Annotated in this window: 13 protein-coding genes and 5 tRNA genes; 7 read left to right on the top strand and 11 right to left on the bottom strand. The window is 65.8% G+C overall.

The genetic code is table 11. The features are described from left to right. Entirely contained in the window at nt 1-369 is a 369-nt protein-coding gene (gene aroH / locus VFW04_04770; protein HEX5178615.1) for a chorismate mutase, read from the top strand. A 24-nt stretch (nt 370-393) separates the two neighbouring features. Here aroH and mltG read toward each other — a convergent pair whose 3' ends face one another. The 3 genes from mltG to rho all read right to left on the bottom strand — a co-directional run bounded on the left by mltG (nt 394) and on the right by rho (nt 3,129). After that, on the bottom strand, nt 394-1,290 hold the full coding sequence (gene mltG, locus VFW04_04765; GenBank protein ID HEX5178614.1) for an endolytic transglycosylase MltG: 897 nt from the start codon (nt 1,288-1,290) through the stop codon (nt 394-396). Nucleotides 1,291-1,363: 73 nt separating this feature from the next. Then, complete coding sequence (gene ruvX / locus VFW04_04760) at nt 1,364-1,882, bottom strand: Holliday junction resolvase RuvX (protein ID HEX5178613.1); 519 nt, start codon at nt 1,880-1,882, stop codon at nt 1,364-1,366. Continuing rightward, nucleotides 1,879-3,129, bottom strand: coding sequence for a transcription termination factor Rho (rho, locus tag VFW04_04755; protein HEX5178612.1), 1,251 nt, complete (start codon nt 3,127-3,129; stop codon nt 1,879-1,881). Before rho ends, ruvX begins: the two co-directional genes overlap by 4 nt. 193 nt (nt 3,130-3,322) lie before the next feature. Here rho and VFW04_04750 point away from each other — a divergent pair, with 193 nt between their 5' ends. From VFW04_04750 to VFW04_04730, 5 genes are all read left to right on the top strand, one after another. Then, the gene (locus VFW04_04750) at nt 3,323-4,408 is read left to right on the top strand and encodes a site-2 protease family protein (GenBank protein ID HEX5178611.1); all 1,086 of its coding nucleotides are present in this window, start codon (nt 3,323-3,325) and stop codon (nt 4,406-4,408) included. 144 nt (nt 4,409-4,552) lie between these two features. Then, on the top strand, nt 4,553-5,788 hold the full coding sequence (locus tag VFW04_04745; GenBank protein HEX5178610.1) for an efflux RND transporter periplasmic adaptor subunit: 1,236 nt from the start codon (nt 4,553-4,555) through the stop codon (nt 5,786-5,788). Beyond that, complete coding sequence (locus tag VFW04_04740) at nt 5,781-8,948, top strand: multidrug efflux RND transporter permease subunit (protein ID HEX5178609.1); 3,168 nt, start codon at nt 5,781-5,783, stop codon at nt 8,946-8,948. The genes VFW04_04745 and VFW04_04740 overlap by 8 nt, the downstream gene beginning before the upstream one ends. Next, nucleotides 8,948-10,492, top strand: a complete 1,545-nt coding sequence (locus VFW04_04735) for an efflux transporter outer membrane subunit (GenBank protein ID HEX5178608.1) — start codon at nt 8,948-8,950, stop codon at nt 10,490-10,492. Before VFW04_04740 ends, VFW04_04735 begins: the two co-directional genes overlap by 1 nt. After that, entirely contained in the window at nt 10,489-11,181 is a 693-nt protein-coding gene (locus VFW04_04730; protein ID HEX5178607.1) for a hypothetical protein, read from the top strand. The genes VFW04_04735 and VFW04_04730 overlap by 4 nt, the downstream gene beginning before the upstream one ends. Here the strand turns inward: VFW04_04730 and pgi are convergent. The 7 genes from pgi to VFW04_04695 form a co-directional block, all read right to left on the bottom strand. Continuing rightward, nucleotides 11,142-12,815 (bottom strand): glucose-6-phosphate isomerase, encoded by a 1,674-nt coding sequence (gene pgi / locus VFW04_04725; protein HEX5178606.1) that lies wholly within the window; start codon nt 12,813-12,815, stop codon nt 11,142-11,144. The two genes, VFW04_04730 and pgi, sit on opposite strands and share 40 nt — an antisense overlap. Next, on the bottom strand, nt 12,812-13,333 hold the full coding sequence (locus VFW04_04720; protein ID HEX5178605.1) for a histidine phosphatase family protein: 522 nt from the start codon (nt 13,331-13,333) through the stop codon (nt 12,812-12,814). The genes pgi and VFW04_04720 overlap by 4 nt, the downstream gene beginning before the upstream one ends. Before the next feature lie 101 nt (nt 13,334-13,434). Next, nucleotides 13,435-13,508, bottom strand: a tRNA-Arg gene (locus tag VFW04_04715). A gap of 37 nt (nt 13,509-13,545) precedes the next feature. Continuing rightward, nucleotides 13,546-13,623 (bottom strand) — tRNA-Pro (locus VFW04_04710). A gap of 47 nt (nt 13,624-13,670) precedes the next feature. Next, nucleotides 13,671-13,744 (bottom strand) — tRNA-Arg (locus VFW04_04705). A 508-nt stretch (nt 13,745-14,252) separates the two neighbouring features. Next, nucleotides 14,253-14,326 (bottom strand) — tRNA-Val (locus tag VFW04_04700). A 23-nt stretch (nt 14,327-14,349) separates the two neighbouring features. Further along, nucleotides 14,350-14,422 (bottom strand) — tRNA-Ala (locus VFW04_04695). A gap of 242 nt (nt 14,423-14,664) precedes the next feature. On the opposite strand from VFW04_04695, the gene VFW04_04690 reads away from it, so the two are divergent. After that, complete coding sequence (locus VFW04_04690) at nt 14,665-15,552, top strand: RNA polymerase sigma factor RpoD/SigA (GenBank protein HEX5178604.1); 888 nt, start codon at nt 14,665-14,667, stop codon at nt 15,550-15,552. A gap of 83 nt (nt 15,553-15,635) precedes the next feature. Here the strand turns inward: VFW04_04690 and VFW04_04685 are convergent, their stop codons facing one another. Then, the gene (locus VFW04_04685; GenBank protein ID HEX5178603.1) at nt 15,636-17,171 is read right to left on the bottom strand and encodes a carboxypeptidase regulatory-like domain-containing protein; all 1,536 of its coding nucleotides are present in this window, start codon (nt 17,169-17,171) and stop codon (nt 15,636-15,638) included. Nucleotides 17,172-17,218: the final 47 nt, after the last annotated feature.

Here is a 17,218-nt window from a genome sequence, read left to right as displayed (position 1 = left end):
ATGTCCTTGCAGGATGAGCGGCACTTCGGCGCTCTGCGCGGCGCCACGACCATCGACCGCGACGACCCGTCCCACGTTCGCGATGCCACGCGCGAACTGCTCGAGCACATGGTCGCCATCAATAACATAGCCGTCGCCGACATCATCAGCGTGGTCTTCACCGTCTCGGAGGACATCACGAGCGACTTTCCGGCGCGGGCGGCGCGGGATCTGGGATGGGTGGACGTGCCGCTCCTGTGCGCCACCGAGATTCCGGTGCAGGGGGGCCTGGCGCACTGCATCCGGGTGCTGATCCATCTGGAATCGGCGCGTCCCCGCAGCGAGCTGCGTCCGGTGTATCTGCGCGGCGCCGCGCATCTGCGCGACTAACGGAACGCGGCGCAGCGGGGGAGGCTATCTGCCGCTGCCGTGCTCGCGGCGGATCTCGGCCTTCGCCGCTTTGTGCTCCTTGAACGTCGTGCGGAACTCGTGGTGCCCGTCGGTGTCGGCCACGAAATAGAGGTAAGGCACCGACGCCGGAAAGAGCGCCGCTTCGATACTTGCGCGGCCCGGCGACGCGATCGGTCCCGGCGGCAGCCCGGGATGGCGATAGGTGTTGTACGGCGAGTCGACCTCGAGGTCGCGGTAGGTGACGCGATCGTGGTGTTCGCCTAACGCATATTGCACGGTCGGGTCGGCCTGGAGCGGCATCTGATCCTTGAGCCGGTTGTGGTACACGGCCGCGATCACCGGCCGCTCTTCGGGCAGCCGCGCTTCCTTCTCGACGATCGAGGCGAGCGTGACGATGTCGTTGCGGCTCATCGCCAGTTGCTGCAACCGGTCGTCCCACCGCGGATCCCACACCTGCTCGAAGCGGTGCACCATTTCACGCACGGCGTCGCGCGGCGACGTGCCGTAGGCAAACACGTACGTGTCGGGGAAGAGATAGCCCTCGAGCGTCGGCGTCGGAACGTCGAGCTCGCGCAACAGCGAGGTGTCGCGCACCGCGGCTTCGACCGAATCCTCGGGTGCGCCGAGGGCGGTGACTAACGCAGGCACGATCTCGCGCAGCGACCACCCTTCGGGAATCGTGAGCCGGCGCTCCAATCCTTGCCCTTCGTGCAACGCCTGCACCAGCGCGCTCCAACCCATGTCCCGTTGCAATCCATACGTGCCCGCCTTGATGTCGCGGTCACGGCCGGTCACTTGCGCGTAGAGCCGGAAGAGCCGCGGGGATCCGACGAGGCCGGCATGACGCAGCGAATCCGCGGCGACGCGAAACGTCGCGCCCGGCGGAATCGTGACGCGCACGATGCGCCCGTGGGGCGAACCGCCGCACGCCGCAAGCCCAACGAAGAGCACCGACGCGCCAAGGCGGCGCGCGTTAGCCCTCCATGTGCAACGCATGTTGAAGCAGGATTGTGGCGGCAAGCGCATCAACATCCCCCTTCCGGCCACGCGTCGAGCCCTGCATCTCGCGGATGGCGCGGAGCGCCGCCGCGGTGGAGTACCGCTCATCGACGAGTGAAACCGGCCAACCGGTACGCCGCTCGAGCTCGACGGCCACGCGCCGAACCTCCTGGCTGCGCGGCGTTTCGTCGCCATTGTCGTCGAGGGGAAGACCGAAGACCACCGCTACAGCTTCCAGTTCCGTGCCGCGTTGCACGATCTGCGCGATGGGCGCCCGCTTTCCCGCGCGACGCGCGATGAAGCCGGCGGGCGACGCAATCATGCGTGTGGGATCGGAGATCGCGAGGCCAACGCGGCGATCGCCGTAATCTATCGCGAGCACGCGTCCGGGAAGGGACACGCGGACGTCGTCGTGACCGCCCGAGACACGGGACGCGGGCGGAAGCGAGGACGGTTCGTGCGACCCGCCTTCCTCGTCCCGCGTTCCGCTCATCCCTGCGCCATCGTGGCGAAAAACTCTTTGTTGGTCTTCGTGCGCTGCATGCGCTGAAGCAGAAACTCGATCGCTTCCGTGGATGGCATGTCGCCGAGGAAGTTGCGCAGCAGGTACACGCGATTGAGCTCTTCCTGCGTGAGCAGCAATTCTTCTTTTCGCGTGCCCGAGCGCTGAATGTCGATCGCCGGGAACACGCGGCGATCAGCGATCTTGCGATCGAGCACGAGCTCCATGTTGCCCGTGCCCTTGAATTCCTCGAAGATCACCTCGTCCATGCGCGACCCCGTCTCGATGAGCGCGGTCGCGATGATCGTCAGGGAGCCGCCCTCGTCGATGTTGCGCGCCGCGCCGAAAAACCGCTTCGGCTTGTGCAACGCGTGCGCATCGACGCCGCCGGAGAGAATCTTGCCCGAGTGCGGCACGACCACGTTGTGCGCACGCGCGAGCCGCGTGATCGAGTCGAGGAGGATCACGACATCCTTGCCATGCTCGACTAACCGCTTCGCTTTTTCGATCACCATGTCCGCGACTTGCACGTGGCGGTCCGCCGGCTCATCGAACGTCGAGCTGATCACCTCCGCGTCCACCTGCTCTTGCATGTCCGTCACTTCCTCGGGACGCTCATCGATGAGCAGCACGATGAGCGTGACCTCGGGGTGATTCTCGATCACTGCGTTAGCCATCTTCTGCATCAAGATCGTCTTGCCCGCGCGCGGCGGCGCGACGATCAACCCGCGTTGTCCCTTGCCGATCGGCGCGATGATGTCCACCACGCGCATGCTCAGGTCGCCGCTCGTCGTCTCGAGGCGCAAGCGCTGGTCGGGATATCGCGGACGCAGATTGTCGAACGCGATGCGATGCTTGGCTTTCTCGGGGTCTTCGTTGTTGATGGTCTCGACCTTCAGCAGCGCGAGATATCGTTCGCCTTCCTTCGGCGGACGCACCTGGCCGAGCACCGTGTCTCCGGTGCGCAGATCGAATCGCTTGATCTGCGACGGAGAGACGTAGATGTCGTCGGGACCGTACAGGTAGTTCCAATCCTGGCTGCGCAGGAAGCCGTATCCTTCGGGCAGGATTTCGAGCACACCTTCGCCGCGCAGGACGATGTCCGAGTCGAGCAAATTCTGCTCGATGCGGAAAATCAGGTCCTGCTTTCGCAGTCCCGAGAAGTTGGAGATATTCAAGTCCTCGGCCATCGTGTGCAGCTCGGCCACGGACTTTTGCTTCAACTCGGCGATATCCACGTACGTCGACTCCGAGGGTGGGGTGCGCTCACTCGGTGCAGATGCGCGACGCAACCGCAGAGACAATTCGAGAATCCCTCCCGATGCAGGCGGGGATGGACTCGGTCGTCACGACGATGTGCGCGGAGTGGTAAGGCGAGGAGGCGTGCAGTAGGCGTTGCCAAGGTAACGTCGCCAAAACAGGCGGTCAAGAGTGCCGAATTTCCCTGTTACAGAGTGCTTTGCGTACTGGCGTGTGCTCGAGTTGGGGAGCCGCGAGATCATCGAAGGGCTTGTCAATCCGGAGCACAGCGGACCGTCACGACTGCTCTCGTCGTACCTCTCGGACTGGGACGGATACTACTACTGGCAACGTGCGCTCGACGGGGACTGGCTGGTCCTCGTGCACGAACGCGCGCCGGTACGCGAGCGGTGGTGGCTGCATGCGGCGCTTTTTCTCGCGGCGATCATCACCACCTCGGTCGGCGGCGCCATGTTCGCCGGTACGGTCGATCCATGGCGCCTCCATACTTTTCTTCACCCGCGGGCCGGTTTCCCGTTTTCCCTCCCGCTGCTGGCCATTCTGCTCGCGCACGAATCGGGCCATTATGTGACCGCGCGGCGATATCGTGTCGATGCGAGCCCGCCGTATTTCATCCCGTTTCCCGCTGCTCTCGATCTGATCGGAACGCTCGGCGCATTCATCAGACTCCGCTCACCCATGTTCGATCGGCGCACGCTGTTCGACATCGGCGTCGCGGGTCCGTTAGCCGGCATCGTCGTCGCGATTCCAGTGCTGCTGATCGGTCTCCACGGCAGCACCTCGCTGCCGGGCGTCGCAACACCGCTGGCATTTGCGCACCAGTTCGCGCGATTCAACGGCGATCCGATTCTGATCGGTGATTCGTTGCTCCTGGCCGCGTGCCGCGCCGTCCTCGGCCTCCACGGATTGGTGGAGCTGAGCCCGCTCGCCGTCGCCGGGTGGGTCGGCATTCTCGTTACGTCGCTCAACCTGCTTCCGTTGGCCCAACTGGACGGCGGACACATCGCGTTCGCCATGCATCCGCGCGCGCAGGTATTCGTCGCGCGCGCGATGTGGCTGGCCCTGATTCCACTCGGCTTCGTGTGGAAGGGATGGTGGTTCTGGGCCGTGCTCGGCTTGGCGATTGGACGCGGACGACTGGCGCATCCTCCGGTAATCGCACCCGAGCGGCCGCTCGACCAACGGCGCGTCATCGTCGGCTGGATCGCAGTCGTGCTGTTCGTCATCACCTTCATGCCGCTCCCGCTGAGCCCTTGACTCGCCGACGCCGGCGCCGTCTCATGCGCCGTCTGGAACCATGCGTCTGCGCCCCTCATTACGTTCAGGGGAAGTTGCGCGCAGTCGATGTGCGGGTACGTCGCGCTCGCTTGCGCCGATGTAAACCACTACCGGGAATTCGATGTGAGTGCACACCGCTTCCGCATCCGCCATCGGTTGGCGGCGCGCCGCTCTCGGTTTGGCTGTCTGTTTCCCGCCGTGCTCGTCATGGCGGCGTGTCATCACGCGCCGCCGCCTGCGCCGCCGCCGCCCGAGGTGTCGGTGCTCACGGTCGAGCCGAAAACCATTCCCGCGGATTTCGAGTACGTTGGGCAAGCCGAGGCATCGAAGCGCGTCGAAGTGCGCGCGCAGGTGTCGGGCGTGATCATCGCGCGTCCGTACGTGGAAGGCACCGACGTGCACAAGGGCGACGTGTTGTTCCGCATCGACCCGACGCCGTACGAAGCCGCGCTGCGCAGCGCGCAGGCGCAACAAGCCGACGCCGAAGCGCGCTTCGCCAACGCCGAGCGGAATCTCAACCGCCTGGTGCCGTTGTTGGGCGAGCACGCGGTCGCCCAGAAGGATGTGGACGACGCGCGCACGGAAGAAGAGCAGGCGCGCGCGGCGGTGAACAACGCGAAGGGCGCGGTGGTGCGGGCGCAGCGCGACTACGACAACACGTTCGTCCGAGCCGAAATCTCCGGACGTGCCGGGCGCGCGAATCTCGTGCTCGGCGCGTTAGTCAGCGGCCCAACGGATCTGCTCACGACGGTCGAGCAGGTGGATCCGATCTACGTGAACTTCAGCCCGTCGGATCAGGACGTGCTGGCCTGGCGTCGCGGGCTCGCCGACAAATCGCTCATCGCCGCACCCGGGCCGATGGGGGTGCGCGCGACACTCGCCGATGGCAGCGTCTACCCGATCGAAGGCACGCTCGACTTCGCCGATCTGGCGGTCCAGGAGAACACCGGAACGCTCGCGCTGCGGGCGTCGTTCAAGAACCCGCAGCATACGCTGCTCCCCGGGCAATTCGTGCGCGTGTCGCTGCTGGGCATGAAGCGCGTCGGCGCCATCCTCGTCCCGCAGCGCGCGGTGCAGCAGAGTATCGGCGGGTCGTTCGTCTACGTCGTCGACTCGGCCAACAAGGTGAGCACGCGCGACGTGAAAGGCGACACGTTCGTCGGCGGCCAGTGGCTGATCAGCAGCGGCCTCACCGCCGGCGATCGCGTCGTGGTGGACGGCATTCAGAAAATCATGCCGGGGGCACCCGTGCGTCCCGTCGCGTACGTGCCGCCGCCTGACACGGGGCGCGCGGCGCGCGGCGACACCGTCCTGACCGCGCCTCCCGGCACCGCGCTCCGGATCGGCACACATGACTAACGATCCCGAAGTCAGATACTTCTTTGTCCGCCGGCCGATCTTCGCGGCGGTGATCTCGATCGCCATCGTGCTGTTAGGCGCGTTCTCGCTGCACCAGCTGCCGATCGACCTGTATCCACCCATCACGCCGCCGGTGGTCCAGGTCACGGCTGTCTATCCGGGCGCCACGGCGCAGGACGTCGCGAACGCAGTGGCAGCGCCCATCGAGCAGCAGCTGTCCGGCATCCCGGGGCTGCTCTACTACAAGTCATCGAACTCCAGCGACGGCTCGATGAACCTGCAGATCTACTTCGACATCTCGCGCGATCAGGATCTCGCGGCCGTCGACGTGCAGAACCAGATCAAGCTGGCCGAACCGCAGCTGCCGCAGGAGGTCGTCCGCAACGGCATCACCGTGAAGAAGGCGCAGACCAACATCCTCATGGGCGTTGCGCTCACGTCGGATGATCCTCGCTACGACGCCGGCTATCTCAGCAACTACGCCGAGATCTACGTGCAAGACGAGCTCAAGCGGCTGCCCGGCGTCGGCGACGCTACCACGTTCGGACAAGCCGACCTGTCGATGTTGATCGACCTGGCGCCCGACCGGCTCGCCCAACTTGGCCTGACGGTGTCCGACGTGGCCGCCGCGGTGGCCGAGCAGAACACGACCAATCCGGCCGGCCGCATCGGACGCGAGCCGTCGCCGGCGGGCACGCAACTGACCATCCCCGTGACGACCCTCGGTCGCCTAACGGATCCGAAACAGTACGAGAACATCATTGTCCGCGCGCGTCCCGATGGCTCGCTCGTGCGCATCGGGGACCTGGGCCGCGTGACCATGGGCCAGCGCGACTACGACCTCTCCGGCCGCCTCGATGGCACGCCGAGCGCGTTGATCCTGGTGTACCTGCGGCCCGGCGCCAGCACGCTCGACGTCGACAAAGCCGTCGTCGCCCGCATGCAGCAGCTGTCGCGGACGTTCCCCCAGGGCGTCCACTGGTCGGTGCCGTTCGATACGACGCCGTTCATCACCCAGTCGATCAAGGAAGTCGTCGAGACGCTGGTCGAAGCGCTGATCCTCGTCACGCTCGTCGTGTTCGTGTTTCTCCAGAGCTGGCGCGCGACGCTCATTCCGTTAGTCGCCGTCCCCGTGTCCATCGTCGGCGCATTCTTCGGCATGCGCCTGCTCGGCTTCTCGATCAATCTGCTCACGCTGTTCGGCCTGGTGCTCGCCATCGGTATCGTCGTCGACGATGCCATTGTCGTGATCGAGAACGTGGACCGCATCATGGCTGCGGAACACGTGCGCCCGGCGGTCGCCGCCGACCGCGCCATCCGGCAGGTGGCCAGCGCGCTCGTGGCGATCGTCCTCGTCCTGTGCGCCGTGTTCATCCCGGTGGCATTCGTCGGCGGCATCACCGGGCAGATGTACAAACAGTTCGCGATCACGATCGTGGTCTCGGTCATCATCTCCGGCATCGTGGCGCTCACGCTCACGCCGGCGCTGTGCGCCGTGCTGCTGCGCCACGAGTCGACCGAGCATCACACCGGGTTCTTCGGCTGGTTCAACCGCCGATTTGCCGGCGTGACCAACCGCTACGTTCGCGGCGTCGAGCACGCGCTCGACCATGCTCGCCCATGGGTCGCTGCGTTCGCCGTCATCGTGATTCTCATCGTCGTGATGAGACGCGTGGTGCCGACGGCCTTTCTTCAGACCGAAGACAAAGGATACTTCGCCATCTCCGTCGAGCTGCCGGACGACGCATCGCTCCAACGGACGGACGCCGTCGTGCGCAGCGTCGAATCGTATCTGCTCAAGCAGCCCGGCGTGAACCACGTGCTGTCGCTCGTTGGATTGAGCCTCATTCAGGGAGCGAACCAGAGCAGCTCGGCCACGATGTTCGTCAACTTGAAACCGTGGGATGAACGCCAGAGCGCCACGGCGATCCTCAATCAGGCGAACGCGCATTTCTTCCGGAATCCGGACGCGCTCGTTTTCGGCTTCAACCTGCCGGAAATTCCCGGCATCGGCGTCACGTCCGGGCTCGAGCTCAACCTGCAGGATCACGGCATCAACGACCTGCAGCGGTTCGCGGCGATCGCCAACCAGTTCGCGAGTGACGCGAACAAGCTCCCGAGTGTGCAGCAGGCGCGCGCATCCATCCGCGTCAATGTGCCGCAGCTCTACGTGGACGTGGATCGCGCCAAGGCAAAATCGCTCGGCGTCTCGCTCACCGATCTGTTTCAGACGCTGCAATCGTTGCTCGGGACGCTGTACGTCAACGATTTCAATCTGTACGGCAAGACCTATCGCGTGCAGATCCAGGCGCAGCAACCGTATCGCGAAGAGCCGCAGGACATCGGCGGTCTGTTCGTGCGCGGGAACGGTCCACAGTTGATTCCGGTGTCGTCGCTGACCACGGTGCGGTTCCGCAGCGGGCCGAACATCGTGACGCGGTTCAACGGGTTCACCTCGGCGTTGGTCACGGCGTCGCCGGGGAACGGCAAGAGCTCGGGCGAGATGCTCGCGGCGGTCGATCAGCTGGTGCAGAACAAGTACGCCGCGCTCGGCGTCGGCGCCGCGCTGAGCGGCGAATCGTACCAGGAGAGCACGTCCACCGGCGGCGGTCTCGTCCTTGCGTTAGGCATCATCATGGTGTTCCTGGTCCTCGCGGCGCAGTACGAGAGCTGGTCGATTCCGTTCGCCGTGCTGTTCGGCGTGCCGTTCGGGGTGCTGGGTGCCTATCTCGGCATGTGGCTGCGCGGGATTCCCTCCGACGTCTACTTCCAGATCGGCATCATCACGGTCGTCGGCCTCGCGGCGAAGAACGCGATTCTGATCGTCGAGTTCGCGAGCGAGCAGCGTGCGCAGGGCAAGTCGGTGCGCGACGCGGCGGTCGAGGCGGGACGCGAGCGGTTGCGACCGATTCTCATGACATCGTTCGCCTTCATCCTCGGCGTCGTTCCGTTAGTCGTGGCCGGCGGCGCGGGGGCGATCAGCCGGCACTCGATCGGCACGGCGGTGTTCGCCGGCATGCTGTTCGCGACGTCGATCGGCATTCTGTTCATTCCGCTGTTCTTCGCCCTGATCCGGCGCGCGAGCGAACATCTGCTGGGGCGCCGGGCAGAAGCCGCCGCGCCACAGCCGGCGTCGACGCGTCCAGCGGAGGGCGACTGATGCGCCGGTTGGCGCTGCCGCTCGTGCTCGCCGCCACGATGGGCGCGTGCGCCGTCGGGCCGGCCTATCACCGCCCGCCGGTCGATACGCCTAACGATTGGCGGCCGCCGTCGCCGCTCGAGGATTCGCTGCGGCCGTTCTACGATTCGCTGGCCGCGCACCCCGACACGAGCCCGGCGACGCAGCGCGATTCGACCATGCCGCTCGCCGACAGCATGCTCTCGCTCATGCCGCCGTCGCCGCCCAACGATACGGCCGCGAGCTCGAACATCGATTGGTTTGCGCTGCTGCAAGACACCGTGCTCCGGCGCCTCGTCGATACGGCCGTCGCCGAGAACCGCACGGTGCGCGTGGCGATCGCGACCATCCAGGAATTCCGCGCCGACTACGGCGTGGCGAAAGGCCCGCTCTTCCCGCAGATCACGGCCAACGGGTCGGCCGGAAAGGAACGCATCTCGTTCGGCGGAACGCCGATCACATTCGACATCTTCTCGGTGACCGGCAACGTGTCCTGGGAGCTCGACTTCTGGGGACGTCTGCGTCGCACCGCCGAGGCTGGGCGTGAAGATCTGCTCGCGACGCAAGAGGCGAAGCGCGCCGTCGTGCTCACGCTCATCAGCGACGTCGCCACGGCGTATCTCGAGCTGCGCGAGCTCGACCTCGACCTCGACATCTCCCGCCGCACGCTCGAATCGCGCCGCGAAACGCTGCGTCTCGCCCAACGACGCTTCCAACAGGGATTGATCTCGGAGCTCGACGTCCGGCAGTTCGAGTCGCAGGTGGCAGATCCCGCGGCTCGCGTGGCCGACTTCGAGCGACAGGTGGTGCAGAAGGAAGATCAGCTCAGCGTGTTGCTTGGCCATCATCCGGCGAACGTGCCGCGCGGCGAACCGCTGCCCGCCGTGCTGTCGTCGATCGCGGTGCCGCGCGCGCTGCCTTCGTCGCTCCTCGAGCGGCGACCCGATGTGCGCGAAGCCGAGGCGCAGCTGCGCGCCGCAACCGCACGCATTGGCATTGCCGAGGCGGCGCGGCTGCCGACGGTGACGATCACGGGCGAATACGGAACGCAGTCCACGACTGCATCGAGTCTGTTCAAGAACAACACGGACATCTACACCGTGCTCGGCGGCATCTCGCTGCCGATTTTCACGGGTGGGCAGTACACGAACGAGGTCAAGGCCGCGCGCGCGCGGGCCGAACAGGCGAAGTACATGTATCAGCAGACCGTGCTCACGGCGCTGCAGGATGCGCAGGATGCGCTGATCGGGTTGCGTGCATCGCACGACCAACTCGTGGCGCAGCAGACGCAGGTGACGGCGCTCCAGAGCGCGTTGCACCTGGCCTCACGCCGATACGACAACGGCATCTCGAGCTACCTCGACGTGCTCGATGCCCAACGCAGTCTGTTCACGGCCGAGCTCACCCTGGCGCAGGTGCAGCGGCAGGAGCTCGTCTCGGCGGTGCAGCTGTACAAGGCGTTAGGCGGGGGGTGGCCGTCGGACACCGGCGGCGCCGGCGGCGGCGCGGCCGGAGCGCCGCGGTGACCGAGCGCTCGCGCGGCCGGCGCCGGGTGCTCGTGATCGACGTCGGCGGCACGCACATCAAGCTGTGGCTTGCCGGACGCAAAGAGCCGGTCAAGATCGACTCGGGACCGCACATGACCGCGGTGCACATGGCGCAGGCCGTGCGCGAGGCCACGCAGGACTGGCGGTTCGACGTGATCTCGATGGGGTATCCCGGGCCGGTGACGCACGACAAGCCGCTGCGGGAGCCGTTCAACCTCGGCGGCGGATGGGTCGGGTTTCCGTTCGCGCGGGCGCTGCACCACCCCGTGCGCATCGTGAACGATGCCGCGCTGCAAGCGTTAGGCAGCTACGAGGGCGGCCACATGTTGTTCCTCGGACTCGGCACGGGTCTGGGGTCGGCGCTGGTGCTGCACGGCACCATCGTGCCGATGGAGCTCGCGCACCTGCCGTATCACAAGGGCAAATCGTACGAAGAGTATCTGGGCGAGGCCGGCCGGTCGAAGCTGGGCAACAAGAAGTGGCGGCGTCACGTGGCCGACGTGTGCGCGCTCCTCGGCAAGGCGCTGCTGCCGGACTACATTCTGTTAGGCGGCGGCAACGTGAAGCACCTCGGGAAGCCGCCGGCGGGCGTCCGGCTCGGGAGCAACGCCAACGTGCTGCGCGGCGGCTACCGGCTCTGGCTGCCGCGCGAGCGGCGGGCGCGGTAGCGCTGGATCAGCCGGTTGGTCGAGCTGTCGTGTGCCAGGCGCGGCTGGGCCGCGCCGCCCAGCTCGGGGATGATGCGGCCGGCGAGGACCTTGCCCAGCTCGACGCCCCATTGGTCGAAGGAGTCGATCTGCCACACGGTGCCCTGCGTGAACACCGAATGCTCGTAGAGCGCCACCAGCGCGCCTAACGACGCCGGGGTCAGCCGGTCGGCGAGGATCGTGCTCGAGGGCCGGTTCCCCTCGCACACCCGGTGCGGCACCAGCCACTCCGGCGTTCCCTCGGCGCGCACCTCGTCGGCGGTCTTGCCGAAGGCCAGCGCCTGCGACTGCGCGAACAGATTCGCCATCAGCAGGTCGTGATGGTCGCCTAACGGAGTCAGCGCGTCGCAGAAGCCGATGAAGTCCGCCGGCACCAGTATGGTGCCCTGGTGCAGCAGCTGGTAAAACGAATGCTGGCCGTTGGTCCCCGGTTCGCCCCAGAAAATCGCCCCCGTCTGATACGCGACGCGGCGTCCGTCCAGCGTCACGTGCTTGCCGTTGCTCTCCATCGTCAACTGCTGTAGGTACGCGGGGAAACGGACCAGGTACTGGTCGTACGGCAGCACGGCGACGGTCTGCGCGCCGAAGAAATCGGCGTACCACACGGCGAGCAGGCCCATGAGGACCGGGAGATTGCGCTCGAACGGCGTCGTGCGGAAATGCTCGTCCATGGCATGGAAGCCGGCCAGCATCTCGTCGAACGCGTCCGCTCCGATGGCGAGCATGGTCGACAAGCCGATCGCCGAGTCCATGGAATAGCGGCCGCCGACCCAGTCCCAGAACTCGAACATGTTGGCGGTGTCGATGCCGAATTCGGTCACGGCCTTGGCGTTCGTCGACACGGCCACGAAGTGTTTGGCAACCGCCGCCTCGTTGCCTAACGCAGCCAGGGTCCACGCGCGCGCGGTGCGCGCGTTGGTCATGGTCTCGAGAGTCGTGAACGTCTTCGATGACACGATGAACAGCGTCTCCGCCGGATCGAGTCCGCGGGTCGCTTCAATGAAATCCGTGCCGTCGACGTTGGACACGAATCCGAACGACAGGTCGCGCTGGCTGTAAAAGCGCAGCGCCTGATAGGCCATCACCGGACCGAGATCAGATCCGCCGATCCCGATGTTGATGACGTGACGGATGCGCTTGCCGGTATGCCCGACCCAGTCGCCCGACCGGACTCTTGTGGTGAAGGCGCGCATCCGATCCAGGACGTCGTGCACCGCGGGGACGACATTCTCGCCGGCGACGGTGATCGTAGATCCGCGCCGTGCACGGAGCGCCACGTGCAGCACGCTCCGGCGTTCCGTGACGTTGATCGCGTCGCCGCGGAACATGGCATCGATGCGCTCGCGCAGTCCGGACTGTCGTGCGAGTTCCAAGAGCAGCCTAAGCGTCTCGTCGGTCACCCGGTGCTTGCTATAGTCGAGATAGAGCCCGGCGCCTTCGGCCACCAGGCGTTCGCCGCGCGCCGGATCGGAGGCGAACAGCGTGCGCAGATGTGCATCGCGGATGGTGCGGAAGTGCGCGTCGAGCGCCGCCCACGCCGGCCGCTCGGTGAGCGGCAGGACGGGCGCCGGCGTCGATGTCGCGAGCGTGGTCATCGGGTCAATCTCCTGCGTTTCTTGCCTAACGAACGCAGCTGCTTGGCCGTGAGCAGCCAGAGCAGGGCGCCCGGCCGGCTCGTTCCGGGCAGGTCGATCGCACAGGCCGCTCCCTTCTCGAGCCTCAGGTTGGGCTCGCCGTTCGCGGTCACGAGCAGGGCTGCGAGCTTCGACAACTGCGGTTCGTGTCCCACCAGTGCGATCGTATCGAGGCCGCGTTGGGCGCGCAACCATCGTGCGACAACCGATGGCTTGACATCCGGAATCAGCTGCTCGAGCACGACCGGTTCCAGGCCCGCGTACTCCTTGGCGACGATGCGGGCCGTCTGCATGGCGCGCCGATACGGGCTCGTGACCAGCCGACCCAAGTCCGGTGCGAGTTTGTGTAAGCCGAGTGTTGCGCGTCGCATCTTTTTCTTGCCGTCGGCGGTCACCGGCCGCTCGGAGTCGGGTTTTCCGGTGCGCGCGAACGTTTCGCGATCGCCGGCTTCCGCATGACGTATGATGATCACGCGCATGGGTGGGATCTCCGCTGGAGCTTGCCGCAACTTACAGCGCGGAGAGACGGCAAGCGTCGAGCCCCATCGTCTGGGGAGACGATGGGGCTCGAGGGGTGGAATGCGCGAGGCGGGATTCGAACCCACGACCTTCGGCTCCGGAGGCCGACGCTCTATCCAGCTGAGCTACTCGCGCAGAAAGCACAAAAGGAGCGCGTCGGCTCCTTTTGTCATGGTCGGGGCGAGTGGATTTGAACCACCGACCTCCTGGTCCCGAACCAGGCGCGCTAACCGGGCTGCGCCACGCCCCGCCGAAGTCCCGCAGGACTTCACGGTGACCATCTACTTAATGATTGTACGCGCCCGGAGAGACTCGAACTCCCAACCTTCTGATCCGTAGTCAGATGCTCTATCCAATTGAGCTACGGGCGCAACGACGATTCGAGACGACGACGGCGGACGCATCCGCGAACAGCTCGCGATGCATCCGCCGAAGCTGACGCAAAGTATTTGGGCGCGATGAGAGCGTCAAGCCGAAGGTGGTGAGCGGAGGCAGGGCATCTCTTGGCGGAAATCAAGAGCGTGCTTTCGGTTGTCCGTCAGTCTCGGGTCGGGTCTGTTCTCAAAAAAACGGTCTTCAGGGATTCGCCCGTTGGGTCGTGAGGCTGGGCCGACCGAGGAGAGCGATACGCTCATGAAGACGCGGACACGGCGCGGACACGACGGACACGACAGGACAAGACACATTCTATGATTTTTATCCGGGCTGTGCCCGTTGTGTCCGGCTTTGTCAGCGTCTTCATGAGCGTCGCACTCTTCCCGTCGGAGACCTGCCTCACGATCCTTGGTCTGCTTTCGTTGGACTTTCCACGCTGCGTTTCCCGGAAATTCCGGAAGAACCTGTTCTTGAAAAACAAAGGCCTCGCTGGAGAACGAGGCATGGGCGGTACAAGACTCGAACTTGTGACCTCCACGATGTCAACGTGGCGCTCTAACCAACTGAGCTAACCGCCCGCATTCGTTGCGCCCCGCATCAGTGGAGGCGAGGGGAATCGAACCCCTGACCTCGTGAATGCCATTCACGCGCTCTCCCAACTGAGCTACGCCCCCGACACAGATTTGCGCCCGGCGTTGCGCATGCCGCCCATTTTGACCGGGAACCTCTCAGGATAGCCGACCCATTAGGAGTTGTCAAGAAACTGGGACTGGCGCGTTGGGCGAATCCTCTTATTTTAGGACCGCTTTCACGAGTGTCTGGTGGCTGCCGGACGCTGGTGAACGCGCCATTGAACTCGCTCGTATATCTCAACATCCGAACACGAAACGCGTTTCGCAATAGAGGCCACGCACCAATGACCGAAGTCAAGCGCCGTCGGCGCCGCGCCGCTCCCGCCGGGATCGCTCCAACCGAGCCCGAGCGTGACATCCTGGATCAATACCTCTACGAGGTGAGCACCTATCCCTTGCTCAAGGGGACGCAGGAGCTCGATCTCGCGCGGAAGATCCGCGCGGGCGATCAGGATGCGCTGCAGGAGCTGGTGAAGCGCAACCTCCGGTTCGTGATTTCGGTGGCGAAGAAGTATCAGAACCGCGGACTTCCGCTCATCGATCTCATTGGTGAGGGGAACGTCGGGTTGCTCACTGCCGCGCGAAAGTTCGATCCTGATCAGGGAGTGAAGTTCATTTCGTATGCGGTCTGGTGGATTCGGCAGGCGATTCTGTCGTCGCTCGCACGCCAGGGGCGCACGGTGCGCGTGCCGCTCAATCGGACGGCGGATCTTTCGCGCATCATCAAGGCGTCGGAGATTCTGCGACAGAAGCTGCGGCGCGAGCCGTTGCCGGAAGAGCTGGCGCATCTCACCGGGTTGTCGGTTGACGTCGTGCAGTCGCTCGCGGCGCTCAACACGGGCGATGTGCGGCTCGATGCGCCGATGGATCCGGAAGGGGATCGGTCGCTCATCGAGCGGTTCGTGGCGGACGAGATGCCGGACGCCGAAGAGGAAGCGATGAACCGGTTCCTCACGGACGAAATCGAGCAGGCGTTGAGCACGCTGCCGGCGCGCGACGCGAAGGTGCTGCGGCTCTACTTCGGGCTGGACGGCGGCCGCGAACATACGCTCGAGGAGATCGGTTCGATGCTCGGCGTCACGCGCGAGCGGGTGCGGCAGCTCAGAGACCGCGCGCTCAAGCGGCTGCGCGAAGGCGACGTCGGTCGTGCGTTAGGCAGCTTCGCCGCCTAACGCGGTGGCCGTGGGCACGATGCACCAAGGCCCGCGCTCGCGCGCGGGCCTTCGTGCATCCTGCCCCCGGCCCGCCCCCACGCTCAGTTGTTCTCGCCGCTCGAGTCGGGACCCGTCCGCCCCACTCGGCGCTTCGTCCAGATCACAATCGTCCCGCACGGTCCGCCGTCCGCGCCCTGGAACTGCATCGGCGTCTCCGCCGAGCTCTTGTAGACTTCGATCGCCGCGACGTCCTGCGGCTGCACGATCTGATCGATGTCGTCTCCGACCGACAGGAACGGCGAGCCGTCGATGTAGTAGGCCACGGGACACGAGCCGCCGTTGGAGTTGCGGTTCACCTGCACCGAATAGCCTTCGCCATCCCACGCCACGGTGAGACCCGGCACCTGGCGGAACAGGTCCGTCGTGCTGATCGGGTTCGACTTCTCGATCTGGTCGCGATCCATGTAGTAGCCCAACCCGCTCTTCTTCCGTTGGTCAAAGCCCGCGATCTCGGAGCCGCGCTTCGCCGTGATCTCCATCGTCTTGAGCACCGTCGTGTGCTCGTCGAGGGTGGCCGTGAGCGTGCTCGGGTGGCGCGGCGTCAGATCGACCGCGAACCGTTTGGGCGAGTAGCCGATCTCGCGCACCTCCACGCTCTGCGTGCCGGCCGGTAGCCCGGTTAGGCGGAACGCGCCGTCGACATCGCTGCGCGCCGAGAGCTGCGTGCCCAAGAGCAGCACCATCGCGCCCTCGAGCGGCTTGCCCTCGGCGGACGTCACGTGGCCGGTGAGCGTCGCGCTGCCGGGCGGCGCCGGTTTGCGCGCCGACGCGGTGTCCGGCGTCCCCGGCGCCGACGCCGGCGCCTGCGCCACCACCGCCGGCCGCTCGCCTAACAGCACGTCGCGCAGTGCCAGCCCGGTGGGCGGCACCGTCACCTCGATCCAGCCGCTGGCACCGGCCGACGAGCGCGCCTGCAATCGCACCAGCGTCTGCGTCGGCACGCCGCAGGCGCGGAACGTGCCCATGTCGTCCGTCAACACACTCGTCGCCTGAGGCACCTTGAGCACCGAATTGCCCGCAACGCTCACGCCCGTCCACATGAGCACCACACGCACTCCCGTCGCCGGCTTTTCCGTCGATGCGTCACGCACGATGCCCATCACCAGCCCGCGCCCTTCCGTGCGCGTCGAGTCGGGACACACCGATGCCACCACGGTTCCCGCCGACGGCACGTACAATTGCACGAACGATGCCTTCCCCTGCGAGATGAGCACCGGCTGCGTCGGCGGCGAGATGCCGAGTGAATCGAGCGTGGGATGAAAAAATCCCACCTGATACATCCCGTCGTGCAGACCGTGAGCTACGATGCGAAACCGTCCCGATGGATCAGTGGTCGCTGCGAAGGTCGTGTTCGTGATGAGGACCGTCGCCCCGGCCAACGGCAGCTCCCGCAGACTGTCCAACACGAAGCCCGTCACGACGACCGTGTCGCCCGATGGCGGCGTCGCAGTATCGGCGACCGGCGCGTGGCTCGCCGGCGTCGCCGGAGCTCGCGTGGTCCCTTTCTTGATTGCCTGCGCGGACACGTGCACCGCCGCCGTACAGGCGAGCGTCGCGACGAGGAGGGATCGAACCATGTCGACTCAATACAGGGAGAGGGCGCGAGGCCGGAATGCCGCGCTCC

The organism is Gemmatimonadaceae bacterium (assembly GCA_036273715.1).
Classification (GTDB): domain Bacteria; phylum Gemmatimonadota; class Gemmatimonadetes; order Gemmatimonadales; family Gemmatimonadaceae; genus JADGGM01.
Note: the sequence above shows the minus strand (reverse complement) of the source record. Positions and strands in the feature narration are given on the sequence as shown.